This is a genomic window from Gluconacetobacter entanii (assembly GCF_003206495.1).
Taxonomy (GTDB): domain Bacteria; phylum Pseudomonadota; class Alphaproteobacteria; order Acetobacterales; family Acetobacteraceae; genus Novacetimonas; species Novacetimonas entanii.
Genome location: NZ_NKUF01000047.1, coordinates 1 through 20,597, shown reverse-complemented (window position 1 = coordinate 20,597; position 20,597 = coordinate 1). Strand labels below are relative to the sequence as shown.

Genomic DNA, 20,597 nt, shown 5'->3' with positions numbered 1-20,597 from the left:
CCATAAGACTGCCTCGATGAAAAGACGGTTGTCCTGCCCGCTGCGCCCGCGATCTGTTTTCTTGCCAAGGCACAGCGGTTCCATTTTCTCCCATTGGGCGTCTGTCAGTACGAAGCGATCCATACAGGCTTTGAATCATATGCAGATGCTTGAAAAAAGCATAATTCCCAACAGGCCCTGGAAAAAGCTTCACCAAAAACTTCTGAAACGATTTGCCCGATGCTGCACAGGCAGTCTTTTTTCAGGTTCCCCAAGTCCGTCCGGCCCCGATGGCCTGACGGACAGGGAAGAAAAAATCAGCGCGGCGCGACCCAGCCATTGCCGGTGGAATCGCCAAGCTGCCCGTCGCCATTGATTCCGCTCGCCTGATAGGAGGAGCCGAAGCGCGACAGGTCGGTGCCGGTCACGGAATCGCGGTGGACATGTTCGGCATGGTCGGGATCGGGACCATGGTTCAGTTCCATTGACGGCGCGTCCTGGTAACCGGGGGGCAGGCGGTTGCGCTGACCATGAACGGTCATGCGGTCCTCGCTGTTGTCCGAACCCGAATCCTGGTCCGATGAACCCGGTGGCGCGGCGTTGGCGCTGACACTGAACAGGCACAGCCCCGCGGCGAGTGCTGTCATGAGTTTTCCACGCGACATGAGCATGGTTCGGTTTCCTTCCGCTTACGGCCCTCTACAATGCCAATTCCCGCCACGCGGCGTAAGGCGCATGGCAGCAGGCCATCCATGTTGATGTGTCATATGGAACGAACCGGGCGACAATGCGACCGCCAATGCTGCATTGGGCCGCCTGCTGTGGCGATCCGGCAACGCCATGCGGGACATATAATAACAGCAAATGTGCCCCCGGCATAACAAGATGCTTTGCCAGCGGGGGTTTTTTCGACATAAAGGCAACCCCCTCGTGGGCAGGACGGCGGATGGCAGGTCCGCGCCCGGGGGTGAATATCGTTTTGACCAGAGGACACAGGACACGACCCATGAGTGCGACGCACATGAAAAACAGCTCCGCGCGGCAGAACTGGACGCCCGGAAGCTGGCGGTCGTTTCCCATCAGGCAGGTGCCGACCTATCCCGATCCCGCAGCGGTGGAGGCGGTGGAGGAACGGCTGCGCCGCTATCCGCCACTGGTCTTCGCGGGGGAGGCACGGCGCCTGAAATCCCACCTGGCGCAGGCCGCGCGGGGCGAGGCGTTCGTGCTGCAGGGCGGCGCGTGCGCCGAAAGCTTCAGCGAATTCACCGCCGACATCGTGCGCGATACCTTCCGCGTGCTGCTGCAGATGGCCGTCGTGCTGACGTTTGGCGCCAAGGTGCCGGTCATCAAGCTCGGCCGCATGGCGGGGCAGTATGCCAAGCCGCGTTCGTCCGACACGGAAACGCGCGATGGCGTGACGCTGCCGTCCTATCGCGGGGACAACATCAACGGCGCGGCGTTCACCGCCGAATCGCGCATTCCCGATCCGCTGCGCATGGAAACCGGCTATTTCCAGTCGGCCGGCACGATGAACCTGCTGCGCGCGTTCGCCAGTGGCGGTTATGCCAACCTGCATGAGGTGCATCGCTGGAACCTCGGCTTCGTCGAACGCTCCGCCATGGCGCAGCGCTATGGCCTGCTGGCCGAGCGCATTGGCGAGACGCTGGATTTCATGGCGGCGTGTGGCCTGACGACCGCCTCCACGCCGCAACTGGACGAGACGGAGTTCTATACCTCGCACGAGGCGCTGCTGCTGGGGTACGAGCAGGCGATGACGCGCATCGATTCGACGTCGGGGGAATGGTACGACTGTTCCGCGCATTTCGTGTGGATCGGCGACCGCACGCGCCAGCCTGACGGCGCGCATGTGGAGTTCCTGCGTGGCGTGCGCAACCCGATCGGCATCAAGGTCGGCCCCACCACGACCATTGAGGACCTTGAGCGGCTGCTCGACATCCTCAACCCCACGGACGAGGCGGGGCGCATCTCGCTCATCTCGCGCATGGGGGCGACGAAGGTGCGCGACCACCTGCCGCAGCTTTTGCGCAAGGTGCAGGGCACGGGCCGGACGGTCACATGGCTGTGCGATCCCATGCACGGCAATACCAGTTCGACCACGAATGGGGTAAAGACCCGCTCGTTCGACGCGATCCTTGCGGAAGTGAAGGGCTTTTTCGATGTGTTCGAGGCCGAGGGCGGGTTCCCCGGCGGCGTCCATTTCGAAATGACCGGCCAGAACGTGACGGAATGCATCGGCGGCGCGCAGTGCTTGACCGAAGATGACCTGGGCGAGCGGTACGAGACCTTCTGCGACCCGCGCCTGAATGCGGAGCAGTCGCTGGAAATGGCGTTCCGCCTGGCCGAAGAACTCAAGACCCGCAAGCACCACACGCCCGCCGGGGGAAAGTAGGCCTGTCGCCAGACGGGCGGTAGTGACGGAGGAAACATGTCCAGACCCGACCATGACGCGTCTTCACCGGGGCAGGGCCACACGGAGGAAGGCGGCCTGACGGGCGGGGCATGTTCCTCCCCCCTTTACGGGGTGCCCGACGATGCGGCCATTGCGGCGCGCACCGATGCCTATTTCAACCGCACCTGTGAAATCGTCACCCATTTCGGGGACTGCACGGTGACGTACGCGCTATTCCTGCGCCGGCCGGTCGTCTCCGCCCCGCGCCTGATGGTTGACTGGCTGGCGCGGGTGGCGCAGGCGCGCGGGATCAGCGTGACATGCGACGTGATGTTCCCCGAAGGGGCATGGGTGGGGGCGGGCGAACCGCTGGCCTATGTCACGGGATCGTTCGCCCATCTTGCGGACCTTGAAACCCTGCTGCTGCAGCAGTTGGGGCCGGTCTGCGTCGCCGCGCACAATGCGTACCAGATGGCGCTGGCCCTGCCGAACGTGCGCTTCATTGCGATGGAGGCGCGGCACTGCGCCGGATATGAAATGCAGGTCCAGATGGCCTATGGCGCGTCGGTCGGAAGCCGAGCGGCGCAGGCCGAAGGCGCAATGGGCTTCATCGGGGGGGCGAATGACGTCACCGCGCCCTTCTTCGACACGGCCTTCGGCCTTGGCACCATGCCGCATGCGCTGATCGGCTATGCCGGGTCCACCCTGCGCGCGGCGGAGATGTTCCACACCGTCTATCCCGATTCGGACCTCGTGGTGCTGGTGGATTACTTCGGCCGCGAACTGACGGACGCGCTGGAGGTATGTCGCCGTTTCCCCGACCTTGCGGCAGCGGGACGGCTGAGCGTGCGGCTTGACACCCATGGCGGCCGTTTCCTGGAGGGGCTGGACCCGCAGGGGTCGTATGCGGCGCTGGAACGCAACACGCCGGGCACGATCCGGCGCTACCGCTCGGACAAGGAACTGCGCTACCTTGTGGGGACGGGGGTGTCGGCCGCTGCGATCTGGCGCATGCGCGAGGTGCTGGACGCCGCCGGATTCCCGCATGTGCGCATCGTCGCGTCCTCGGGCTTCAGCGTGGAAAAATGCCTCAGCATGGCGGACGCGCACGCGCCGGTGGATGTGATCGGCACGGGGTCGTTCATCCCCGACCGCTGGTCCTAAACCTATGCCACGGCGGACATCGTCGCCTATGACGGGGAACCGCGTGTGAAGGTCGGGCGGGAATTCCTGCTGCGCCATGCGCGCGGGCGCGATACGGTGCGCCACTCCTGACCGGTGGGGCCGGGACCATTGCGTCCCGGCATTGCCGTTCACACCAACGAAAGGGCCGATCGTGTCGGAAACTCTATTCGCTCCCGAAGGGGGCTGGCGTGTGCGTATCATCGACCTGTCCGGTGGCGCCGAAGACAATATTGTGGAGGAAATCGGCGGTTTTCCCGACCTGATCCACGCCAATGCCTTTGCCCGTGCCTATGTCCGCGACAGCATCGAACGCTGCCGAAGCGCGGGCCTGTCGCCCAAGGAAGTGCTGCAGGCGTGGTTCGCCTATGGCGAGGATGCGGAAGTGCTGGAAGCGGGCGATGATGGCTGGCGTTCGGCCAATGAACTTGACGATTTCGCCGCCCACCGCGCGTCGGAGATGGAACGCGACTGGCGTGCGCTCGACCCCCGCCGGGCAGAGGATGAGGACGAGGAGGACTAGGCCCGCCGCCATGGATGCGACAGTGCATCTGGTGACTGGTTTTTCCCACGCGATCCCCGCATAAAGGGCGCATGAAACTCCGTTTTGCGCCCAGTCCGACCGGACTGATCCATGTTGGCAACGCCCGGCAGGCCATCGCCAACGCCCTGTATGCCCGCCATTATGGTGGGCAGTTCCTTCTGCGTATCGATGATACCGACGTGGCACGTTCCAGGGAGGAATATGTCACGGCCCTGCAGGCGGACCTGCAGTGGCTGGGTATCGAATGGGATGAATTCGTGCGGCAGTCGGACCGTCTGGACCGCTACGCGCTGGCGATCGAACATCTCAAGGCCACGGGGCGGCTGTATCCCTGTTTCGAAAGCGAGCAGGAACTTGCCTCCAAGCGTGAGGCGCGGATTCGCGCGCGCAAGCCGCCGATCTATGACCGTGCGATGCTGAAGCTGACGCCGCAGCAGCGCGCGCAGGCCGAAGCCAATGGCAAGGTGCCATACTGGCGTTTCCGCCTGTCGGACCGCATGGTGCGCTGGGACGACATGGTGATGGGCGAAAGCCGGGTGAAACTGCCGTCGATTTCCGACCCCGTGCTGGTGCGCGCGGACGGGACGGTGCTGTATACGCTGGCCTCTGTCGTCGATGACATCGAAACCGGCATCACCCATGTGGTGCGCGGCGAGGATCATGTCACCAATACCGGCGTGCAGATCGACATTGCCGTGGCGCTGGGTGTTGCGGCGGACCATTTCCGCTTCGCACACCTGCCGCTGCTGCTGGATGAAGGGGGCGGGAAGCTGTCGAAGCGGTTCGATGGACTGTCGCTGCGCTCGCTCCGGCAGGACGGGATCGAGCCCTCGGCCATTGTCTCCTACCTTGCCCGCCTGGGCAGCGCGGATGACCCGGAGCCGATGTCCTTTGCCGAACAGGCGGCAAGTTACGACCTGTCGCGCGTTTCACGTTCCGCCGCGCGGTTCGACATGCGGCAGTTGCTGGGGCTGAACCGCCGCATCATGCACACCATGTCGTTCGACGAGGTACGCCCGCGCCTGCCCGAGGGCGCGACGGAGGCCTTCTGGCTGGCGGTGCGGGGCAATGTGGACATGATTGGCGAACTGCGCCACTGGTGGGATGTGGTGGCTGGCTCCATCGTGCCGCCCGTCATGGAGGCGCAGGAGCGTGACTACCTGCTCAGGGCCGTGGACCTGCTGCCTGCGGAACCGTGTGGGCCAGAGACATGGAAGGCGTGGACCACCGCCCTGAAGGAAGCAACGGGACGCACGGGCAAGGCCCTGTTCCATCCGCTGCGCCTTTCCCTGACGGGAGAGGAGAAGGGGCCGGAGATGCGCGACCTGCTGCCGCTGATGGGATATGACCGCGTGGCCGGACGCCTGCGGATTGCGGCACGGTAAGGGGATCAGGGCGCTGCCCTGAAACCCGGCAAATGGCATTGCCCTTTGCAAACCATTTGTTTTTTAGAGTTTTTGGAAAACAGATCAAAAGTTTTTGGTGAAGCTTTTTTCAAAAAGCTTCAAAAGACACCGCCTTTTTAAAAAAGGCGGCATCCAAAAACTTTTAATACTTTCGCCTACTGCTGCCGCGCCTTGCGCCCACGCGCCAGTTCCGTCACCACGCCGTGCAGCGTGCGCAGTTCCTGTTCCGTCACCTCGCCCCGCAGGAAGAAATGCCGCAGGTTGCGCACCATGCCGAGGCGCTTCTGCTCGTTACGCAGGAACCCGCATTCATCCAGATCGCCGATCAGGTGACGCATGAAATTGTCCAGCTCCCCCTTGGTCGCGACATGGGTTTCATTGGTCATCAGCGTGCGCGGCGGGGTGTCATCCTCCGTCATCCACCATTCATAGGCCATGATCATCACCGCCTGCGCCAGGTTCAGCGACATGAACGCGGGATTGAGCGGATAGCGGATCAGCGCATCGGCGCGGGCCATGTCCTCGTTATCGAGGCCCGCGCGTTCCGGCCCGAACAGCAACCCCGTGCGCAGCCCCCGGCGCGAGATCGCGCGCAGTTCGGCGGCCCCGCCACGTGCGGTCATCACGGGCTTGACGATATGGCGCGGGCGCGGGCAGGTGGCGAAGACATGGTGCAGGTCGGCCACCGCGTCATCGACGGTTTCAAACACGGTTGCGGATTCAAGGATCCGGTCCGCGCCGGAGGCCGCGCGCCACGCCCGTTCCTGCGGCCATCCGTCGCGCGGGGCGACAAGGCGCATGTGGAACAGGCCGCCATTGGCCATCGCGCGCGCGGTGGTGCCGATATTTTCGGCCATCTGCGGACGGACAAGGATGACAACCGGGGCGTTGCCAATGGGACCGATATCCGCCCCGCCATCACGTCCGGTCATGCCTTCCTCCATGTCGTGCCGCCGGGACCATCCTCCAGCACGATGCCCTGCTGCGCCAGTTCGTCGCGGATGGCGTCGGCACGGGCGAAATCGCGGGTCTTGCGCGCGGCAAGACGTTCGTCGATCAGGGCCTGTATCTTGGCCCCGTCCACCTGTGCATCGCCACGGAACCAGACGTCAGGCGTGCTGCCCAGCAGCCCGATCAGATGGCCCGCCGCCCGCAGGTCACGCGCGCCCTGCACGTCACCCGCCAGCGCCCGGTCCGCCATGGCATGCATTTCCGCAAGGGCGGCGGGGGTATTGAGGTCCTCGCACAGGGCCGCGACAAAGCTGTCCGGCGGCGGGGTCGTATCGGCGGCCTGCGCATCCGGCAGCACCGCGAGCGCGCGATAGAACCGGTCGAGCGTCTGGCGCGCATCATCCAGTCCGTCGCGCGTGAAGTTCAGGACGGAGCGGTACTGCGCGCGCAGAAGCAGCAGGCGCAGCGCCTCCGCCGGGGTATCGCGCAGCACGTCGCGCACGGTCAGGAAGTTGCCGAGGGATTTCGACATCTTCTCCCCATCCACCAGCAGCATTGCATTATGCACCCAATGGTTGGCGAAACGTCCGTGCGGGTGGCAGCACATGCTCTGCGCGCGTTCGTTTTCATGGTGCGGGAACAGAAGGTCCGACCCGCCGCCATGGATGTCGAAACTCTCGCCCAGGTAATGGTAAGACATGGCGGAACATTCGATGTGCCAGCCCGGACGCCCCCGGCCCCACGGACTGTCCCAGCCCGGCGTGTCGGCGTCGGAGGGTTTCCACAGCACGAAATCCCCCGGTGCGCGCTTGTAATCCGCTACCTCCACCCGGGCGCCTGCCATCAGGTCGTCCGCGCTGCGGCCCGACAGTTCGCCGTAATCGGGATAATCCGCGACGGAAAACAGGACATGGCCCCCGGCCTCGTACGCATGGCCATTGTCGATCAGTTCGCGGATCATGCGCTGCATCTGCTCGATATGGTGGGTGGCGCGGGGTTCGATGTCGGGCGGCAGGATGGCGACGGCCGCCAGGTCGTCGTGGAAGTCACGGATGGTCCGCGCAGTCAGGGCCGAAATCGGTTCGTTGTTTTCGCGCGCGCGGGCGTTGATCTTGTCATCCACGTCCGTGATGTTGCGGACATAGGTAACGCGCGGATACAGGTGGCGCAGCAGGCGCACCAGCACATCCGCCGTGACCATCGCGCGCAGGTTGCCGATATGCGCAAGGTCATAGACGGTCGGCCCGCAGTAATAGACGCGGACATTTTCGGGGTCGAGCGGCGTGAACGCAACCGTCTTGCGGCTTTTGCTGTCATGCAGGCTCAGGCGGGGCATTGTGTCGGACATGATGCGCCTAGATGCGCCAGACAGCGGGCCTGACGCAATACTCTTGTGGGATGGAAAGGCCAAGCAGGGAGCGCGGCGTCAGCCGATCTCCTGGCCGATCTGCTTGATGTCGTGGAAGGCAAGCTCGGGCTGCCCTTCCGCCGTGCGCCGCATCATGAACGCCGACGAGGCGAGGAAGACCGGGTCGCCGTCGATATCGTCGGACATGGCGCTGCGGTTGACGCTGCAGAACGTCTCCAGCTTCTCACGCGGGCCGGTGACCCAGCGGGCAAGGTTGTAGGGCGTCGATTCGAAACCGATCGACACGCCATATTCCCCCTTCAGCCGCGCCTGCAGCACGTCCAGCTGCAGCGTGCCGACCACGCCGACGATCGGCGGGGAGCCATCCTGCGGGCGGAATAGCTGCACCACCCCTTCCTCGGCGAGTTCCGTCAGCGCCTGGCGCAGCTTCTTGGCCTTCATCGCGTCATCAAGGCGCACGCGGCGCAGGATTTCCGGCGCGAAGTAGGGCACGCCGGTAAAGCGCAGGTCCTCGCCTTCCGTCAGGGTGTCGCCAATGCGCAGGGTGCCGTGGTTGGGGATGCCCACCACGTCGCCGGCAAAGGCTTCCTCCGCCAACTGGCGGTCACGTGCGAAGAAGAACTGCGGCGTGTGCAGGGCGAACTGCTTGCCGATGCGCACATGTTTCAGCCGCATGCCGCGCTGCAGTTTGCCCGAGCAGATGCGCGCGAACGCCATGCGGTCGCGGTGGTTGGGGTCCATGTTCGCCTGGATCTTGAACACCAGCGCGGTCATCGCCTCCTCGTCCGCGTGGACGCTGCGGGTTTCGCTCGCCTGGTCGCGCGGCGGCGGCCCGAACGACGCCAGCGCGTCGAGCAGGTCGGTCACGCCGATTTCCTTCATCGCACTGCCGAAGAACACGGGGGTGAGGTGCCCGGCGTTGAAGCTTTCAAGGTCGAATTCCGGCAGCGCCGCTTCCGCAAGTTCCAGTTCCTCGGCCAACTGGACCATGCGCGGGTCCGACTGCTCCAGCGGTTCGGTCGTGTGCAGTTCGCGGCGGTAGAGGTCATAGGTGCCGACGAATTTCGCAGCCCGTCCCACCGGCCATGTCGCAGGCGAGGTATCCAGCGCCAGTGAGGACGAGATTTCGTCGAGCAGCGCGAACGGGTCCTGCGCCTCGCGGTCCATCTTGTTGATGAAGGTGACGATGGGGATGTCACGCAGGCGGCAGATCTCGAACAGCTTGCGCGTGCGTGCCTCGATCCCCTTGGCCGCGTCGATCACCATCACCGCCGCGTCCACCGCCGTCAGCGTGCGGTAGGTATCCTCGGAGAAGTCTTCATGGCCCGGCGTGTCGAGCAGGTTGAAGATGCAGTCGCCATATTCGAACGTCATGACCGAGGTCACGACCGAAATGCCGCGGTCACGCTCGATCCCCATCCAGTCCGAACGCGTGCGCCGCCGTTCCCCCTTGGCCCGCACGTTGCCCGCCATCTGGATCGCGCCACCCGCGCGCAGGATGCGTTCGGTCAGCGTCGTCTTGCCCGCATCAGGGTGGGAGATGATGGCGAATGTCCGCCGCCGCGCGATTTCATGCGCGATGCTGCCGGGGGCCGAAGGCGTGGCAGGCGTGGTGTCGTCGGATGTGGTGTCGGGGGCGGCGTTCATGGGCATATACCTTCGTGCGTCGCGCCATGCGACGGCACGACAGGGGCGCGCGCCGCAGGGGGCACGCACGACAGGCCACAGGATACCGGAGCAGGGCGCCCGGGGCTACAGAACGGGAGCCCAGAAACACGTACGCCGGACGTGGAGGCAATGCCCCACGCCCGGCGCCATGCAGCCCGGTTCCGGGTGTGGATCAGCGAGAGTAGAATTCGATGACCAGGTTCGGTTCCATCTGGACCGGATACGGAACGTCCGACAGCTTCGCCGTGCGGGTGAAGGTGCCCTTCATCTGGCGATGATCGACTTCCATGTATTCCGGCACGTCGCGTTCGCCGCTCTGCGCCGCATCCAGCACGATCGCAAGCTGCTTGGACTTCTCACGCACTTCGATCACGTCGCCATCACGCACCAGGTAGGACGGGATGTTGACCTTGCGGCCGTTGACCGTGATGTGGCCGTGGCTGATGAACTGGCGTGCCGCGAACGGGGTGATCGCGAACTTCATGCGGTAGACGACCGCGTCCAGGCGACGTTCCAGCAGGTCGATCAGGTTTTCGGACGTATCGCCCTTGCGACGGACGGCTTCGTCATAATACTTGCGGAACTGCTTTTCGCCGATGTTGCCGTAATAGCCCTTGAGCTTCTGCTTCGCCATCAACTGGATGGAGAAGTCGGACGGCTTCTGCTTGCGGCGCTGGCCATGCTGGCCGGGGCCGTATTCGCGCTTGTTGACCGGGGACTTCGCACGGCCCCACAGGTTGACGCCAAGGCGACGGTTGATCTTGTACTTGCTCTCAAGGCGCTTGCTCATCGCGCGCTCTCTTTCTTCATCTGCATGACATGACCGTGGCCGTGGGCCTGTATCGTCACGCCATGATGTGGCACCGGTAGGTCCTGTTCCCCATGAACAGGACGGGCGCGTCCCGCATTAACCGGCGCCGGGGGAGCAATCACCCCTTGGAATACAGGCACCGGCCGGTCCGTCCACGTTCCCGGCAGTCGGGCGCGTATAGGAGTACGGCGTGTCAATGTCAATTCCCGCGCACGGCAGATGATGCAAAAGCCGGTATCGTCATCATGGCCTTGCCTGTTATGTATCGGGGCCAGCCGTCCGGTGCGGGCGGCAGATCCGCATGATGCGTTCATAAAGCCGGGGGATTTTTACGATGGACACGCCATTTACGCAGCGCTGGGGCCTGTTCTGCGGGCTTGGGGTGGTGCTGGTTCTGCTGGGATTCGTGGCGTGGATCGATGCCATCACGGTCACGATGGCCAGCACGATCCTGCTGGGCCTGCTGCTGTTCCTGGCGGGGACGGTGCAGCTTGTGCATGCCTTTGTCGTGCGTGACTGGGGCGGGCGGCTGATGTCGATCCTGGGCGGTGCGCTCTATATCCTTGGCGGGACGCTGATGATGGAGGAACCGGCCACCGGGTCAATGGTCATCACCATCTTCCTCTCCGCCTGCCTTGTCGTCTCCGGCGTTGGGCGGATCATCATGGCGTTCCAGCAGCGCGGGCTGAACGGGTGGCAACTGATCCTTGCCGGTGGCGTCATCAGCCTGCTGGTCGGGTTTGTCCTTTATATTACCCTGCCATGGTCGGGCCTGTGGCTGATCGGGACGTTCATCGCCGTCGAACTGATCGCGGCTGGCATCGGCTGGGTGCAGTTCGGGCTGGCGCTGCGTCAGGCGGCCTACCTGCCGCCGGGCGGCGATCAGTAGGAACACGCCCGCCTCCATACGCGGCCCTGCGTGATGCGAAGCCCCGTCCGGTGACCCGGCGGGGCTTTTTTCATGGGCGGGGCACACGGATTCGTCACTTTCGCGTAACGGAATGTGGACAGGCGGCGGATGCGTGGCGTACCATGACATGCTCCGCATGACTGGCGACATGAGGTGGAATGACCACCGGGAAGTGCGGACGGGTTCGTCCGCCGTTCGCCTGGGCATCCTCCTGTCATGATCGGAGCGTATGCATGCCCGTAACATCCGGCCCGGCCGCCGGTCCCGCACCGGGCATGTCCCGACTGCTGGGGATTGGCCTTCTGGCGGCGGCGCTGTTTTCCATCACGTTTGTCCTGAACCGCGCCATGAGCCTGGGCGGCGGGCACTGGGTCTGGAGTGCGTCGCTGCGCTATTTCGACATGGCGCTGCTGCTGCTTGCGTGGCTGCTTGTGCGGCGTGGCCCGCACTATCTGGGGGCGGTCCTGCGCCTCTTTCGCGCGCGGCTGGGGTTCTGGCTGCTGGCGGGCGGGGTCGGGTTTGGCGTGTTCTATGCCTGCTGCTGCTTTGCCGCCGACCATGCGCCGGGATGGGTTGTCGCCGCGACGTGGCAGTTGACGATCCTTGCCACCCCGTTCGTGCTGCGGGCGTTCGGTATCCGCGTCCCGCTTCGTGGCCTTGTCTTTCTGGGGCTTATCTTCCTCGGCGTCCTGACGCTGAACCTGCAGCGTGCGGCCTCTGGCGTGGGGATGGCGCAGATACTGGCCGGTGTCGTGCCCGTCATGGTCGCGGCGGTGGCCTATCCGGTGGGGAACCAGTTGCTCAACCGTGCGAAACATGCGGGGGATGAGGCATCCGTGCTGCTGGCGGATCCCGTGGCGGCCGTGCTGCTGCTGACGCTGGGTGCGCTGCCGGTCTTCCTGGGGCTGGTCCTGTGCGTCCGGCCCCCGCCGCCGGATGCCGCGCAGGTGGGGGCGACCGCCCTGATCGCGCTTGTAGCCGGGTGCCTTGCGACCACGCTGTTCCTTTACGCGCGCAACCTGTCGAACGACCCGCTGCGCATCGCGGCGGTGGATGCGACGCAGGCGGCGGAGGTCGCGTTTGCCCTGCTGGGCGAGATGTTCGTGCTTGGCGCGGCCCCACCCGACCTGCCCGCATGGCTCGGGCTGGTTGCGGTCATGGGCGGCCTGATCGGTTTCACGTTCCAGGAACGGGCGTAGGGAGGGCTACCCGTTGCGCTGGTCCGTTGCGGCGGGCAGGTTCAGGATCTCGCGCAGGTGGGCGGCGGTGGTCGCGGCCTCGAACGCGGGGCCGCCGGGCTGGAATTCCCGCGCGGTGGACAGCGGTCCCACGATCACCGGGTCCATGCCCGCGTCCCAGACCAGTCCCTGCGCCGTCTCCAGCGCCGCGCGGGAATCGCCGGCAAGCGGGATGCCCAGGCGCGGCGGCTTGCGCCATGCCTGCGCGGCAATGGTGGTCATGTCTTCCGAATTGAGGCCGCGCACCACCGCGCTGTTGGGGAACAGGTCGCGCGTGGTGATGCCCGCGCCCTGCTGCATTGCCAGCCGTGCAATGCCCCCGTCGCGCCATGAATAGGGGTTGGTGGCGTCGAGGATGATCTTGTCCTCGGTATTGCGGCCAAGCGCCTGCGCCAGTTCCGGCAGCACGCCATAGGGCACGGCCAGTACGATCACATCGCCAAACAGCGCGGAATCGGCAGGGTTCCCGGCCTTGGCCAGTGGGGCGAACTTCCGGGCGAGGCGCCGGGGCGCCTCCATTCCCTTGGCGGAAAACATGATCTGGTGCCCCGCATGCGTCCACAACTGCCCCAGCGTTTCCCCCACATGGCCCGAACCGATCATCCCGATCCGCAGGGGGGCGATGGCACGGCCATGGCGTGCGCGCGCCAGCGGCGATAGTGCGGCCCCGGCAAGCATTCCAAGGGCCATGCGGCGGGTCAGCGGACAAGAAGACATACGGGACGGGTACCTGATCCTGTGGGACGTAAAGGGCGCGATGCTGCTGGTAGCCAACGGGGCGTGGGCGGAGTATGCGATGCCCGCGCGGCCTTTGAAACGAAAAAATCATGCATCCATGGCCGTGTTGATGCAGTTGGTGCTTTGACGTGGGTCGGCTATATTGCATGACGATTCCACGTGTCATGGCCCGCAGGAGAGACGCAGATGCCCGACGCCGACAGCCATGCGGATCATCCGCTGTCCGCCAGTCCCCAGTCCGTCGCCGCCGATATCGCGCATGACCAGGCGGCCTCGACCAATGTGCCCGATCCCGGCCCCGTGCCGGGTGCACAGCCACTGACCCCCGAAACCCGTGACGCCGCGGGCGACGCCGCCGATGCCGCGGCCGTGGCGACAGGGGGAAGTGCCGCCGTGGCCGCCGCCGCCGTCCCGCCGGAGTTGATGCCGTTCAAGGAACTGCTGCAACTGATGGGGGCAATCATCTTCGTGATGGTCCTGCTGGCGATTGGCTGGGCCGCCGCCCATGCCTCCGGCGTCTGGCCCGAATAAGATACCGTCCCTCGGGCGTAGTACTCCGTCAGGCGCCCGGCGGGTCCAGCAGCGCCTGTAGCCCGTCGAATTCCGCAGGGGGCAGGGCGCGCGCCATCGCCACATTGTCGCTGACCTGCCGCGCGCTGGTCGCGCCTGCGATGACCGATCCCACGATGTCGTGCGACAGCAGCCAGCCGAAGGCAAGTTCACCCAGGCTGCGGCCATGCGCCTTGCCGAACGCCTCCAGACGTTCCAGCAGCGCCCAGTTCTCATCCGTCAGGTACCGCTCCCGCAGATAGGTCCATGCCGCCAGCCTGCTTCCGGCAGGGGGCGGGGTGTTGCGCGTGTATTTGCCCGTCAGCACGCCACTCGCCAGCGGGAAGTAGGGCAGCAGTCCCAGCCCGAAATGCCGCATCGCGGGGATGAGGTCACGCGCGGCCGTGCGGGCAAGCAGCGAGAATTCGTGCTGGCAACTGATGAATCCGCCAATCCCTGCCGCGCGCGCCGTATGCTGCGCATCCGCCACCTGCCATGCGGGCAGGTTGGAACAGCCCGCATAGAGGATCTTCCCCTCCCGCGTCAGGTCATCGAGCGCGCGCAGCGTTTCCTCGATCGGGGTGTCGGGATCGGGGGTGTGAAGCTGATAAAGGTCGATGTAATCCGTGCGCAGGCGACGCAGGCTGTCTTCGACCGCGCGGCGGATATACCGGCGCGATGCCCCCTGCAGGTGGCCGTCGGGGTCCATGCGCATGCCGAATTTCGTCGCCAGCACGATATCGCGCCGCCGTGGGCCAAGGATCGCGCCCAGCGCCTCCTCCGACGCGCCGGCATGGGCGTCGCGGCGGCCATAGACATCGGCCACGTCAAACAGCGTGATCCCGCAATCCAGCGCCTGATGCACGACCGCGCGGGAGGTGTCGAGGTCGATGCGCCCGCCAAGGTTGTTGCACCCGAGGCCAATGGCCGAAACCCGCAGGCCCGATCGGCCCAGATGACGCATCTGCATGGTCTGTTTCCCTTTGGGATGTGGTTGAGGGGAATGGAAGTTTTTGGTGAAGCTTCTGATCGAAAAAGCTTCGCAAGACGCCGCCTTTTTGGAAAAAGGCGGTACCCAAAAACTTTTATTTTCTAAAGAATGTTTAAAAACAGATAGTTATGGCATATCCAGCCCGATGGAAACCGGGCAATGGTCCGACAGGCGTGACTGTAACGCGGGGTCCTGTTCGCGATACAGCATGACACGCAGGCTGTCGGGCTGCAGCCACTGCCGCGCCTGATCGCCCAGCACGATGTGGTCGATGAAATATGTCCCGCCCCAGCATGGACTCGCCATTCCCACGGTTGGCGCCTGCAACGGGCCATTTTCCGCCAGCATCGGCAGCATCACGTCCCCCGGTCCAAGCATGTGGTTGAAATCGCCCATGACGGCAAAAGGTTCGCCTTCGTCCTGCCGCTCCATGATCCAGTCCGTCAGGGCGGCGACCTGCCGGTACAGGGTGCGGCAGGCGGGGCGCCGGTCATCGGGGCCGCCATCGCGGCATCCGGCCTTCAGGTGGACCACAAGCACGCGCAGGCTGGCGCGGCCATCCCCCACCGTCACGTCCAAACCGCTGCGCAGGTGGCGGGGCGCATCAGGGGGATAGACATCAAGTGCGCGCACATCCGGATGACGTGTCACGATCAGCCCCGCCCGCACCGCGAGCGCGGTTTTCTGCACCACGTCATCGCCGGAAATGAGGATGCGGTAATCAGGTGCGGGAAATAGCCGCGCGGCGAGTTCCGGCGTATCGACTTCCTCCAGCGCCGCGATGTCGGGATGCAGGCGCGTGGCGTATCGGGCCAGCCGTGCGATATCGGCCATGTCGCGCGGATGCACGTCATCAGGCAGGGCACGGTCCCCCACCGGCCGCGTGGTCAGCCAGTCGAGGTTCCATGTGGACAGCCGCAGCGTCGTGGCATGGGCCGTCCAGGCGGATGGGCACCCGCCACCGATCAGCAGCATCAGCAGAAACACGAACGGGCGCGGCAGGCGGGACATGCCCGACCTTACCGCGCCCGTTGTCACAAGGCAGCAGGAGTGGGACGAAAAAGGATCAGGCGGACTGCGCCTGTGCCCTGGAGGCCGCGGTTGCGGCGCGCAGGGTTTCGATCGCGTCATGCACGCTGACGAAATGGCGCGAGGCCTCGTCAAGGATCACGACCTCCCCACTGGGAATGTCATAGAACCACCCCTGCAGCGTCAGCGTATTGCGCGCCAGGCCCGCCGCCACCGCCGGGTGCGTGCGCAGGTGGGAGATCTGCAGCAGCACATTCTGTTCCGCCAGGCTGCGCACGGAGGCCGGACCCGCGTCGGAGACTTCGAGCACGGCGCGCGCCGCCTCCGCATTGCGCAGCCACGAGGCGACGGTCGGCATCCTCGCCAGCTTGGACGGATCGGGATCCAGCAGCGCCTTCATCGCGCCGCAGTCCGAATGGCCGCAGACGATGATGTGCGAGACCTTGAGCGCGAGGACCGCATATTCGATGGCCGACGACACACCGCCCAGCATCTCCCCATAGGCGGGGACGATGTTGCCGATGTTGCGCAGGACGAACAGTTCACCGGGCTTCGTCTGTGTGATCAGGCTGGGGTTCACGCGACTGTCGGCGCAGGCGATGAACAGGGTGCCGGGGGATTGCTGGTCCGCAAGGCTGGCGAACAGTTCGCGGTTCTTCGGGAAGACCTCGGTATTGAAACGTTCCACACCATGCAGAAGGTCAATCAGGGTTTCACTGGCATTCGTATCGGTCATGTCGGCACTCCTGTCACGTTATGTCCGGAACGGTAACACCCAATCATGAACTGGGTTCTGATATGAAGTGTTATTCCTGTTTCCTATACAGTTTAATGCATAAAGTAAACAAGCGTTCCGTGTTGAAGTGATTTAGAAATACTATGTAAATGTAATTAAAAAATGTTCATGTTTGTACAGGGTTTTGTTAATAAATGCGGGTATTTGTGGTTATATTATATTGAAACACGTCATCATTTGTCGTGTCGTTACAAAAAAGGCGGAGCCACTGGCCCCGCCCCTGATGAAGATGTCCGGCCCATGGGCCAGAACGGTCAGCCCTTGAGCATTTCGGGCAGGGCCTTGCGGATCGCGTCCAGCGCCGCCTGCGCCTTGCTGATGTCCGGGCCACCGGCCTGCGCCATGTCGCGGCGGCCACCGCCACCCTTGCCGCCCATCGCCGCACTGGCGAGACGCACGAGGGCCACGGCATCCACCTGTTCCGTGCGGTCGGTGGTCACGGCGACGCCAATGCTGCCCTTGCCATCGGCGGTGGAGACCAGCGCCACCACGCCAGAGCCGATTTCCTTGCGCAGCGAATCCGCCAGCGGCTTGAGTTCCTTGGGCGGCAGGTCGCCGACATTACGCGCGACAAGGCTGGTCCCGGCCACGTCCTCGACCTTCGGCGTGCCGTCGCCACCGGCGGCAAGCTTGCGCTGCAGGTCGGACAACTGGCGTTCCATGACCTTGCGTTCCTCCAGCAGGACCGCAAGGCGTTCGGGGGCCTCTGCCGGGGTGACGCGCATCATCGCCGCCATCTGGAACAGGCGCTGTTCCGTGGTGACGGCTGCCGCTTCCGCCGCCTTGCCGGTCACGGCCTCGATCCGGCGCACACCGGAGGAGACGCCGTTTTCCGCCGTGATGCGGAACAGGCCGATATCGCCCGTGCGCCGCACATGCGTGCCCCCGCACAGTTCGATCGACCATGCCGCGCGCCCTTCTTCCGGCCCGCCCATCGACACGACGCGGACCTCATCGCCGTATTTTTCGCCAAACAGGGCCATCGCACCCTGTTCGATCGCTTCTTCGGGCGTCATGTGGCGGGTCGTGACCTCGGTGTTCTCGCGGATGAGGGCATTCACCTCGGCCTCGATATCCGCCAGTTCCTCCGGCGTGATCGGACGCGGCTGGCTGACGTCAAAGCGCAGGCGGTCCGGGGCGTTCAGGCTGCCTTTCTGCGTGACGTGCGCGCCAAGGCGGCGGCGCAGCGCCTCGTGCAGCAGGTGGGTCGCGGAATGGTGCGCGCGGATCGCGCTGCGCCGTTCGTGGTCCACGCGCGCGGTGACGGCATCGCCGGGATGGACCGTCCCCTCGATCACGGTGCCGGTATGCACCAGCAGGTCGCCCAGCTTTTTCTGCGTGTCGGTTACGGCGATCTTCAGGCCCTTGGCCGTGATCGTGCCGGTATCGCCCACCTGGCCGCCGCTTTCGCCATAGAACGGCGTCTGGTTCAGCAGGATTTCCACCTTCGTGCCCGGACCCGCGGCATCCACGCTGGCGCCATCGACAACGACGATCTGTACCTCCGCATCGGACACTTCGGTCGTGTAGCCAAGGAATTCGGAGGCGCCGAATGTGTCGCGCGCCTCGAACCAGATGGTTTCCGTCGCGCTGTCGCCCGATCCGCTCCATGCCGCGCGGGCGCGCTGGCGCTGGACTTCCATCGCCTCGTCAAAGCCCGCGACATCCACCTCATGATGGCTGTTGCGCAGTGCATCCTGCGTCAGGTCGAGCGGGAAGCCGAACGTGTCATACAGCTTGAACGCCACCGCCCCCGGCAGGGGCGCGCCCGGGGCAAGGTGGGAGGTTTCGTCCTCCAGCAGCGCAAGCCCGCGCTCCAGCATCGCCTTGAAGCGCTCTTCCTCCCCGCGCATCGTCTCCTCGATCAGGGCGCGCGCCTGCACCAGTTCGGGATAGGCGCTGCCCATCTGCCGGATCAGGGCGGGCACCAGCTTGTAGAAGGTCGGCTCGGTCGTGCCCATCATGTGCAGGTGGCGCATCGCGCGGCGCATGATGCGGCGCAGGACATAGCCGCGCCCGTCCTTCGACGGCAGGACGCCATCGGCGATCAGGAAGGAGGTGGAGCGCAGATGGTCGGCCACCACGCGGTGGCTGGCGTTGAACGGGCCATCCGGATCCTGCCCCGTGACCTCGGCGGAGGCGAGGATCAGGGCGCGGAACGTGTCGATATCATAATTGTCGCGCTTGCCCTGCAGGATCGCGGCAAAGCGTTCCAGCCCCAGCCCGGTGTCGATTGACGGGCGGGGAAGCGGGGAGCGCACGCCCGGCGGGTTTTCGAAATACTGCATGAACACGAGGTTCCAGATCTCGGTAAACCGGTCCCCGTCCTCGTCCGGGGAGCCCGGAGGCCCGCCTGCGACTTCCGGCCCGTGGTCGTAGAAGATTTCCGAACACGGCCCGCACGGCCCCGTGTCGCCCATGCGCCAGAAATTGTCGGTGGTGGGGATGCGGATGATGCGGCTGTCGGGCAGGCCCGCGATCTTGCGCCACAGGGCGGCGGCTTCCTCGTCCTCGGAATAGACGGTGGTCAGCAGCCGGTCCTTGGGCAGGCCGAACGTGCCGGTCACCAGCTTCCATGCCAGTTCGATCGCCTCGGCCTTGAAATAATCGCCGAAGGAGAAATTGCCCATCATCTCGAAGAAGGTGTGATGGCGCGCGGTATAGCCGACATTGTCGAGGTCGTTATGCTTTCCGCCCGCGCGCACGACCTTCTGCGCCGTGGTGGCGCGGGAATAGGGGCGGGTTTCCTGGCCGGTAAAGACATTCTTGAACTGGACCATGCCTGCATTGGTGAACAGCAACGTCGGGTCGTTGTTGGGAACCAGTGACGAGGATGGAACGATCTGGTGTCCGTTCGCGGCGAAATAGTCCAGGAAGGTGGCGCGAATGTCATTTGTTGTTGGCATGGCGGAAAACAGACGATCCTGTGGTGAAAGAAATTGCGGTCTTGGTCCCCTTCACCTAGCGCACGCGCAACGCCACAGGAAGGGTACACATGACCCGGCCCGTCACATGATGTCGTGTGCCGGGACCGACTGCACAATGTAGCCGCGTACGAAGACAAGGAAAATAGACATGACATGGCATGCACAACGTGACTGGCCCCTTCTGGAATCGGGACTGGCGGGACGGTTGCGCCGTGACTGCATGGAGGAATGGGGACGCTTCATCCACCATCCTTTTGTAAGGGGACTGGCTGACGGGACGTTGCCGCCGGAGGAGTTCCAGCGGTTTCTGGTCCAGGATTACCTCTACCTGATCCAGTACACCCGTGCCTGCGCCCTGTCGGTCCACAAATCGACCACGGTGGAGGACATGCGCGCGGCCGCCGCCCTGGTGTCGGGCATCCTCGATACGGAACTGCCGCTGCATGTGGGGTACTGCAGGGGATGGGGCATTGACGAGGACATGCTGCGTCGCGCGCCGGAATCGCTCGAACTGCTGGCCTACAGCCGTTTTATCCTTGACCGTGCGCAGACGGGCGACCTGCTGGACCTGCTGGTGACGCTTGCGCCGTGCATGATCGGATATGGGGAGATCGGCGCACGCCTGCATGCCGATCCCGCCACCGTGCGGGAGGGGAATCCCTACTGGTCATGGATCGCACTGTATGGCGGGCAGGAATTCACCGATCTGGTGGAGGGGGGAATCCACCGCCTCAACACGGTGGGGGCACAGTACGGTGCCGATGCCCTCTATCCCATGCTGCGGGCGGAATTCAACACGGCCGTCCGTCTGGAAGCCGCGTTCTGGGACGCGGGACGGGGCCTTGGCGCGTAAGGCAGGGCGTAGGGAAAACGTGCCTGCGAACCGTCCGAAAAGAAGTTTTTGGTGAAGCTTTTTCCAAAAAGCTTCAAAAGAACACCGCCTTTTTGAAAAAGGCGGCACCCAAAAACTTTTATTACTTTTCAAATATTTCCCAGACCACCGTACAGCAAAAAGGGAGTGCCGAAGCACTCCCTTTCGCTGAAGTCAGTCTGACTGATTTTGGGATCAGTGCAGGATGATTTCGACGCGACGGTTCTG

General features: G+C 64.5%; 18 protein-coding genes, 2 pseudogenes and 1 riboswitch. Of the genes and pseudogenes, 9 read left to right on the top strand and 11 right to left on the bottom strand.

The window, feature by feature from the left end; all coding sequences use genetic code 11:
- Both CFR72_RS18120 and CFR72_RS14110 read right to left on the bottom strand, forming a co-directional pair.
- Positions 1–123: pseudogene (locus CFR72_RS18120) on the bottom strand (IS5/IS1182 family transposase); the annotation flags it as partial.
- Between the two features lie 173 nt (positions 124–296).
- The gene (locus CFR72_RS14110; protein WP_110095279.1) at positions 297–650 is read right to left on the bottom strand and encodes a hypothetical protein; all 354 of its coding nucleotides are present in this window, start codon (positions 648–650) and stop codon (positions 297–299) included.
- Between the two features lie 335 nt (positions 651–985).
- On the opposite strand from CFR72_RS14110, the gene CFR72_RS14105 reads away from it, so the two are divergent.
- The 4 genes and pseudogenes from CFR72_RS14105 (at position 986) to gltX (ending at position 5,500) form a co-directional block, all read left to right on the top strand.
- On the top strand, positions 986–2,389 hold the full coding sequence (locus CFR72_RS14105; RefSeq protein WP_110914535.1) for a class II 3-deoxy-7-phosphoheptulonate synthase: 1,404 nt from the start codon (positions 986–988) through the stop codon (positions 2,387–2,389).
- 36 nt (positions 2,390–2,425) lie between these two features.
- Positions 2,426–3,664 (top strand): annotated as a pseudogene (locus tag CFR72_RS14100) (nicotinate phosphoribosyltransferase).
- A gap of 61 nt (positions 3,665–3,725) precedes the next feature.
- Positions 3,726–4,094 carry a hypothetical protein gene (locus CFR72_RS14095; protein WP_110914539.1) on the top strand — a complete coding sequence of 123 codons (369 nt, stop codon included), beginning with the start codon at positions 3,726–3,728 and terminating at the stop codon, positions 4,092–4,094.
- A gap of 71 nt (positions 4,095–4,165) precedes the next feature.
- Positions 4,166–5,500, top strand: a complete 1,335-nt coding sequence (gene gltX, locus CFR72_RS14090; protein ID WP_110914533.1) for a glutamate--tRNA ligase — start codon at positions 4,166–4,168, stop codon at positions 5,498–5,500.
- 176 nt (positions 5,501–5,676) lie between these two features.
- Here gltX and CFR72_RS14085 read toward each other — a convergent pair whose 3' ends face one another.
- The 4 genes from CFR72_RS14085 to rpsD all read right to left on the bottom strand — a co-directional run bounded on the left by CFR72_RS14085 (position 5,677) and on the right by rpsD (position 10,299).
- The gene (locus CFR72_RS14085) at positions 5,677–6,453 is read right to left on the bottom strand and encodes an RNA methyltransferase (protein WP_208630062.1); all 777 of its coding nucleotides are present in this window, start codon (positions 6,451–6,453) and stop codon (positions 5,677–5,679) included.
- On the bottom strand, positions 6,450–7,820 hold the full coding sequence (gene cysS / locus CFR72_RS14080; RefSeq protein WP_110914531.1) for a cysteine--tRNA ligase: 1,371 nt from the start codon (positions 7,818–7,820) through the stop codon (positions 6,450–6,452). Before cysS ends, CFR72_RS14085 begins: the two co-directional genes overlap by 4 nt.
- A gap of 78 nt (positions 7,821–7,898) precedes the next feature.
- Entirely contained in the window at positions 7,899–9,494 is a 1,596-nt protein-coding gene (locus CFR72_RS14075; RefSeq protein WP_408869987.1) for a peptide chain release factor 3, read from the bottom strand.
- Positions 9,495–9,681: 187 nt separating this feature from the next.
- The gene (gene rpsD, locus CFR72_RS14070; RefSeq protein ID WP_110914530.1) at positions 9,682–10,299 is read right to left on the bottom strand and encodes a 30S ribosomal protein S4; all 618 of its coding nucleotides are present in this window, start codon (positions 10,297–10,299) and stop codon (positions 9,682–9,684) included.
- Positions 10,300–10,654: 355 nt separating this feature from the next.
- Between rpsD and CFR72_RS14065 the strand changes: the two genes are divergently transcribed.
- Both CFR72_RS14065 and CFR72_RS14060 read left to right on the top strand, forming a co-directional pair.
- A complete protein-coding gene (locus tag CFR72_RS14065; RefSeq protein ID WP_110914529.1) occupies positions 10,655–11,209 on the top strand; it encodes an HdeD family acid-resistance protein in 555 nt (184 codons plus the stop codon).
- A gap of 147 nt (positions 11,210–11,356) precedes the next feature.
- A riboswitch (ZMP/ZTP riboswitch) is annotated at positions 11,357–11,442 on the top strand.
- A gap of 21 nt (positions 11,443–11,463) precedes the next feature.
- Positions 11,464–12,429, top strand: a complete 966-nt coding sequence (locus CFR72_RS14060; RefSeq protein ID WP_233045049.1) for a multidrug resistance efflux transporter family protein — start codon at positions 11,464–11,466, stop codon at positions 12,427–12,429.
- 6 nt (positions 12,430–12,435) lie between these two features.
- On the opposite strand, the gene CFR72_RS14055 is transcribed toward CFR72_RS14060, so the two are convergent.
- Positions 12,436–13,158: an NADPH-dependent F420 reductase gene (locus CFR72_RS14055; RefSeq protein WP_244182309.1), complete on the bottom strand. Its 723-nt coding sequence runs from the start codon at positions 13,156–13,158 to the stop codon at positions 12,436–12,438.
- On the opposite strand from CFR72_RS14055, the gene CFR72_RS17645 reads away from it, so the two are divergent.
- Complete coding sequence (locus CFR72_RS17645) at positions 13,157–13,333, top strand: hypothetical protein (protein ID WP_167400407.1); 177 nt, start codon at positions 13,157–13,159, stop codon at positions 13,331–13,333. The genes CFR72_RS14055 and CFR72_RS17645 overlap by 2 nt on opposite strands.
- Positions 13,334–13,392: 59 nt before the next feature.
- Complete coding sequence (locus CFR72_RS14050; RefSeq protein ID WP_110914527.1) at positions 13,393–13,737, top strand: hypothetical protein; 345 nt, start codon at positions 13,393–13,395, stop codon at positions 13,735–13,737.
- Between the two features lie 28 nt (positions 13,738–13,765).
- Here the strand turns inward: CFR72_RS14050 and CFR72_RS14045 are convergent, their stop codons facing one another.
- The 4 genes from CFR72_RS14045 to alaS all read right to left on the bottom strand — a co-directional run bounded on the left by CFR72_RS14045 (position 13,766) and on the right by alaS (position 19,477).
- Positions 13,766–14,725 (bottom strand): aldo/keto reductase, encoded by a 960-nt coding sequence (locus tag CFR72_RS14045; protein WP_110914526.1) that lies wholly within the window; start codon positions 14,723–14,725, stop codon positions 13,766–13,768.
- Positions 14,726–14,872: 147 nt separating this feature from the next.
- Complete coding sequence (locus CFR72_RS14040) at positions 14,873–15,721, bottom strand: endonuclease/exonuclease/phosphatase family protein (protein ID WP_110914536.1); 849 nt, start codon at positions 15,719–15,721, stop codon at positions 14,873–14,875.
- A gap of 91 nt (positions 15,722–15,812) precedes the next feature.
- On the bottom strand, positions 15,813–16,511 hold the full coding sequence (locus CFR72_RS14035) for a carbonic anhydrase (protein WP_110914525.1): 699 nt from the start codon (positions 16,509–16,511) through the stop codon (positions 15,813–15,815).
- Positions 16,512–16,825: 314 nt separating this feature from the next.
- Positions 16,826–19,477 (bottom strand): alanine--tRNA ligase, encoded by a 2,652-nt coding sequence (alaS, locus tag CFR72_RS14030; protein ID WP_110914524.1) that lies wholly within the window; start codon positions 19,475–19,477, stop codon positions 16,826–16,828.
- A gap of 169 nt (positions 19,478–19,646) precedes the next feature.
- On the opposite strand from alaS, the gene CFR72_RS14025 reads away from it, so the two are divergent.
- Positions 19,647–20,351: a TenA family protein gene (locus CFR72_RS14025; protein WP_110914523.1), complete on the top strand. Its 705-nt coding sequence runs from the start codon at positions 19,647–19,649 to the stop codon at positions 20,349–20,351.
- The last annotated feature ends 246 nt before the right edge of the window (positions 20,352–20,597 follow it).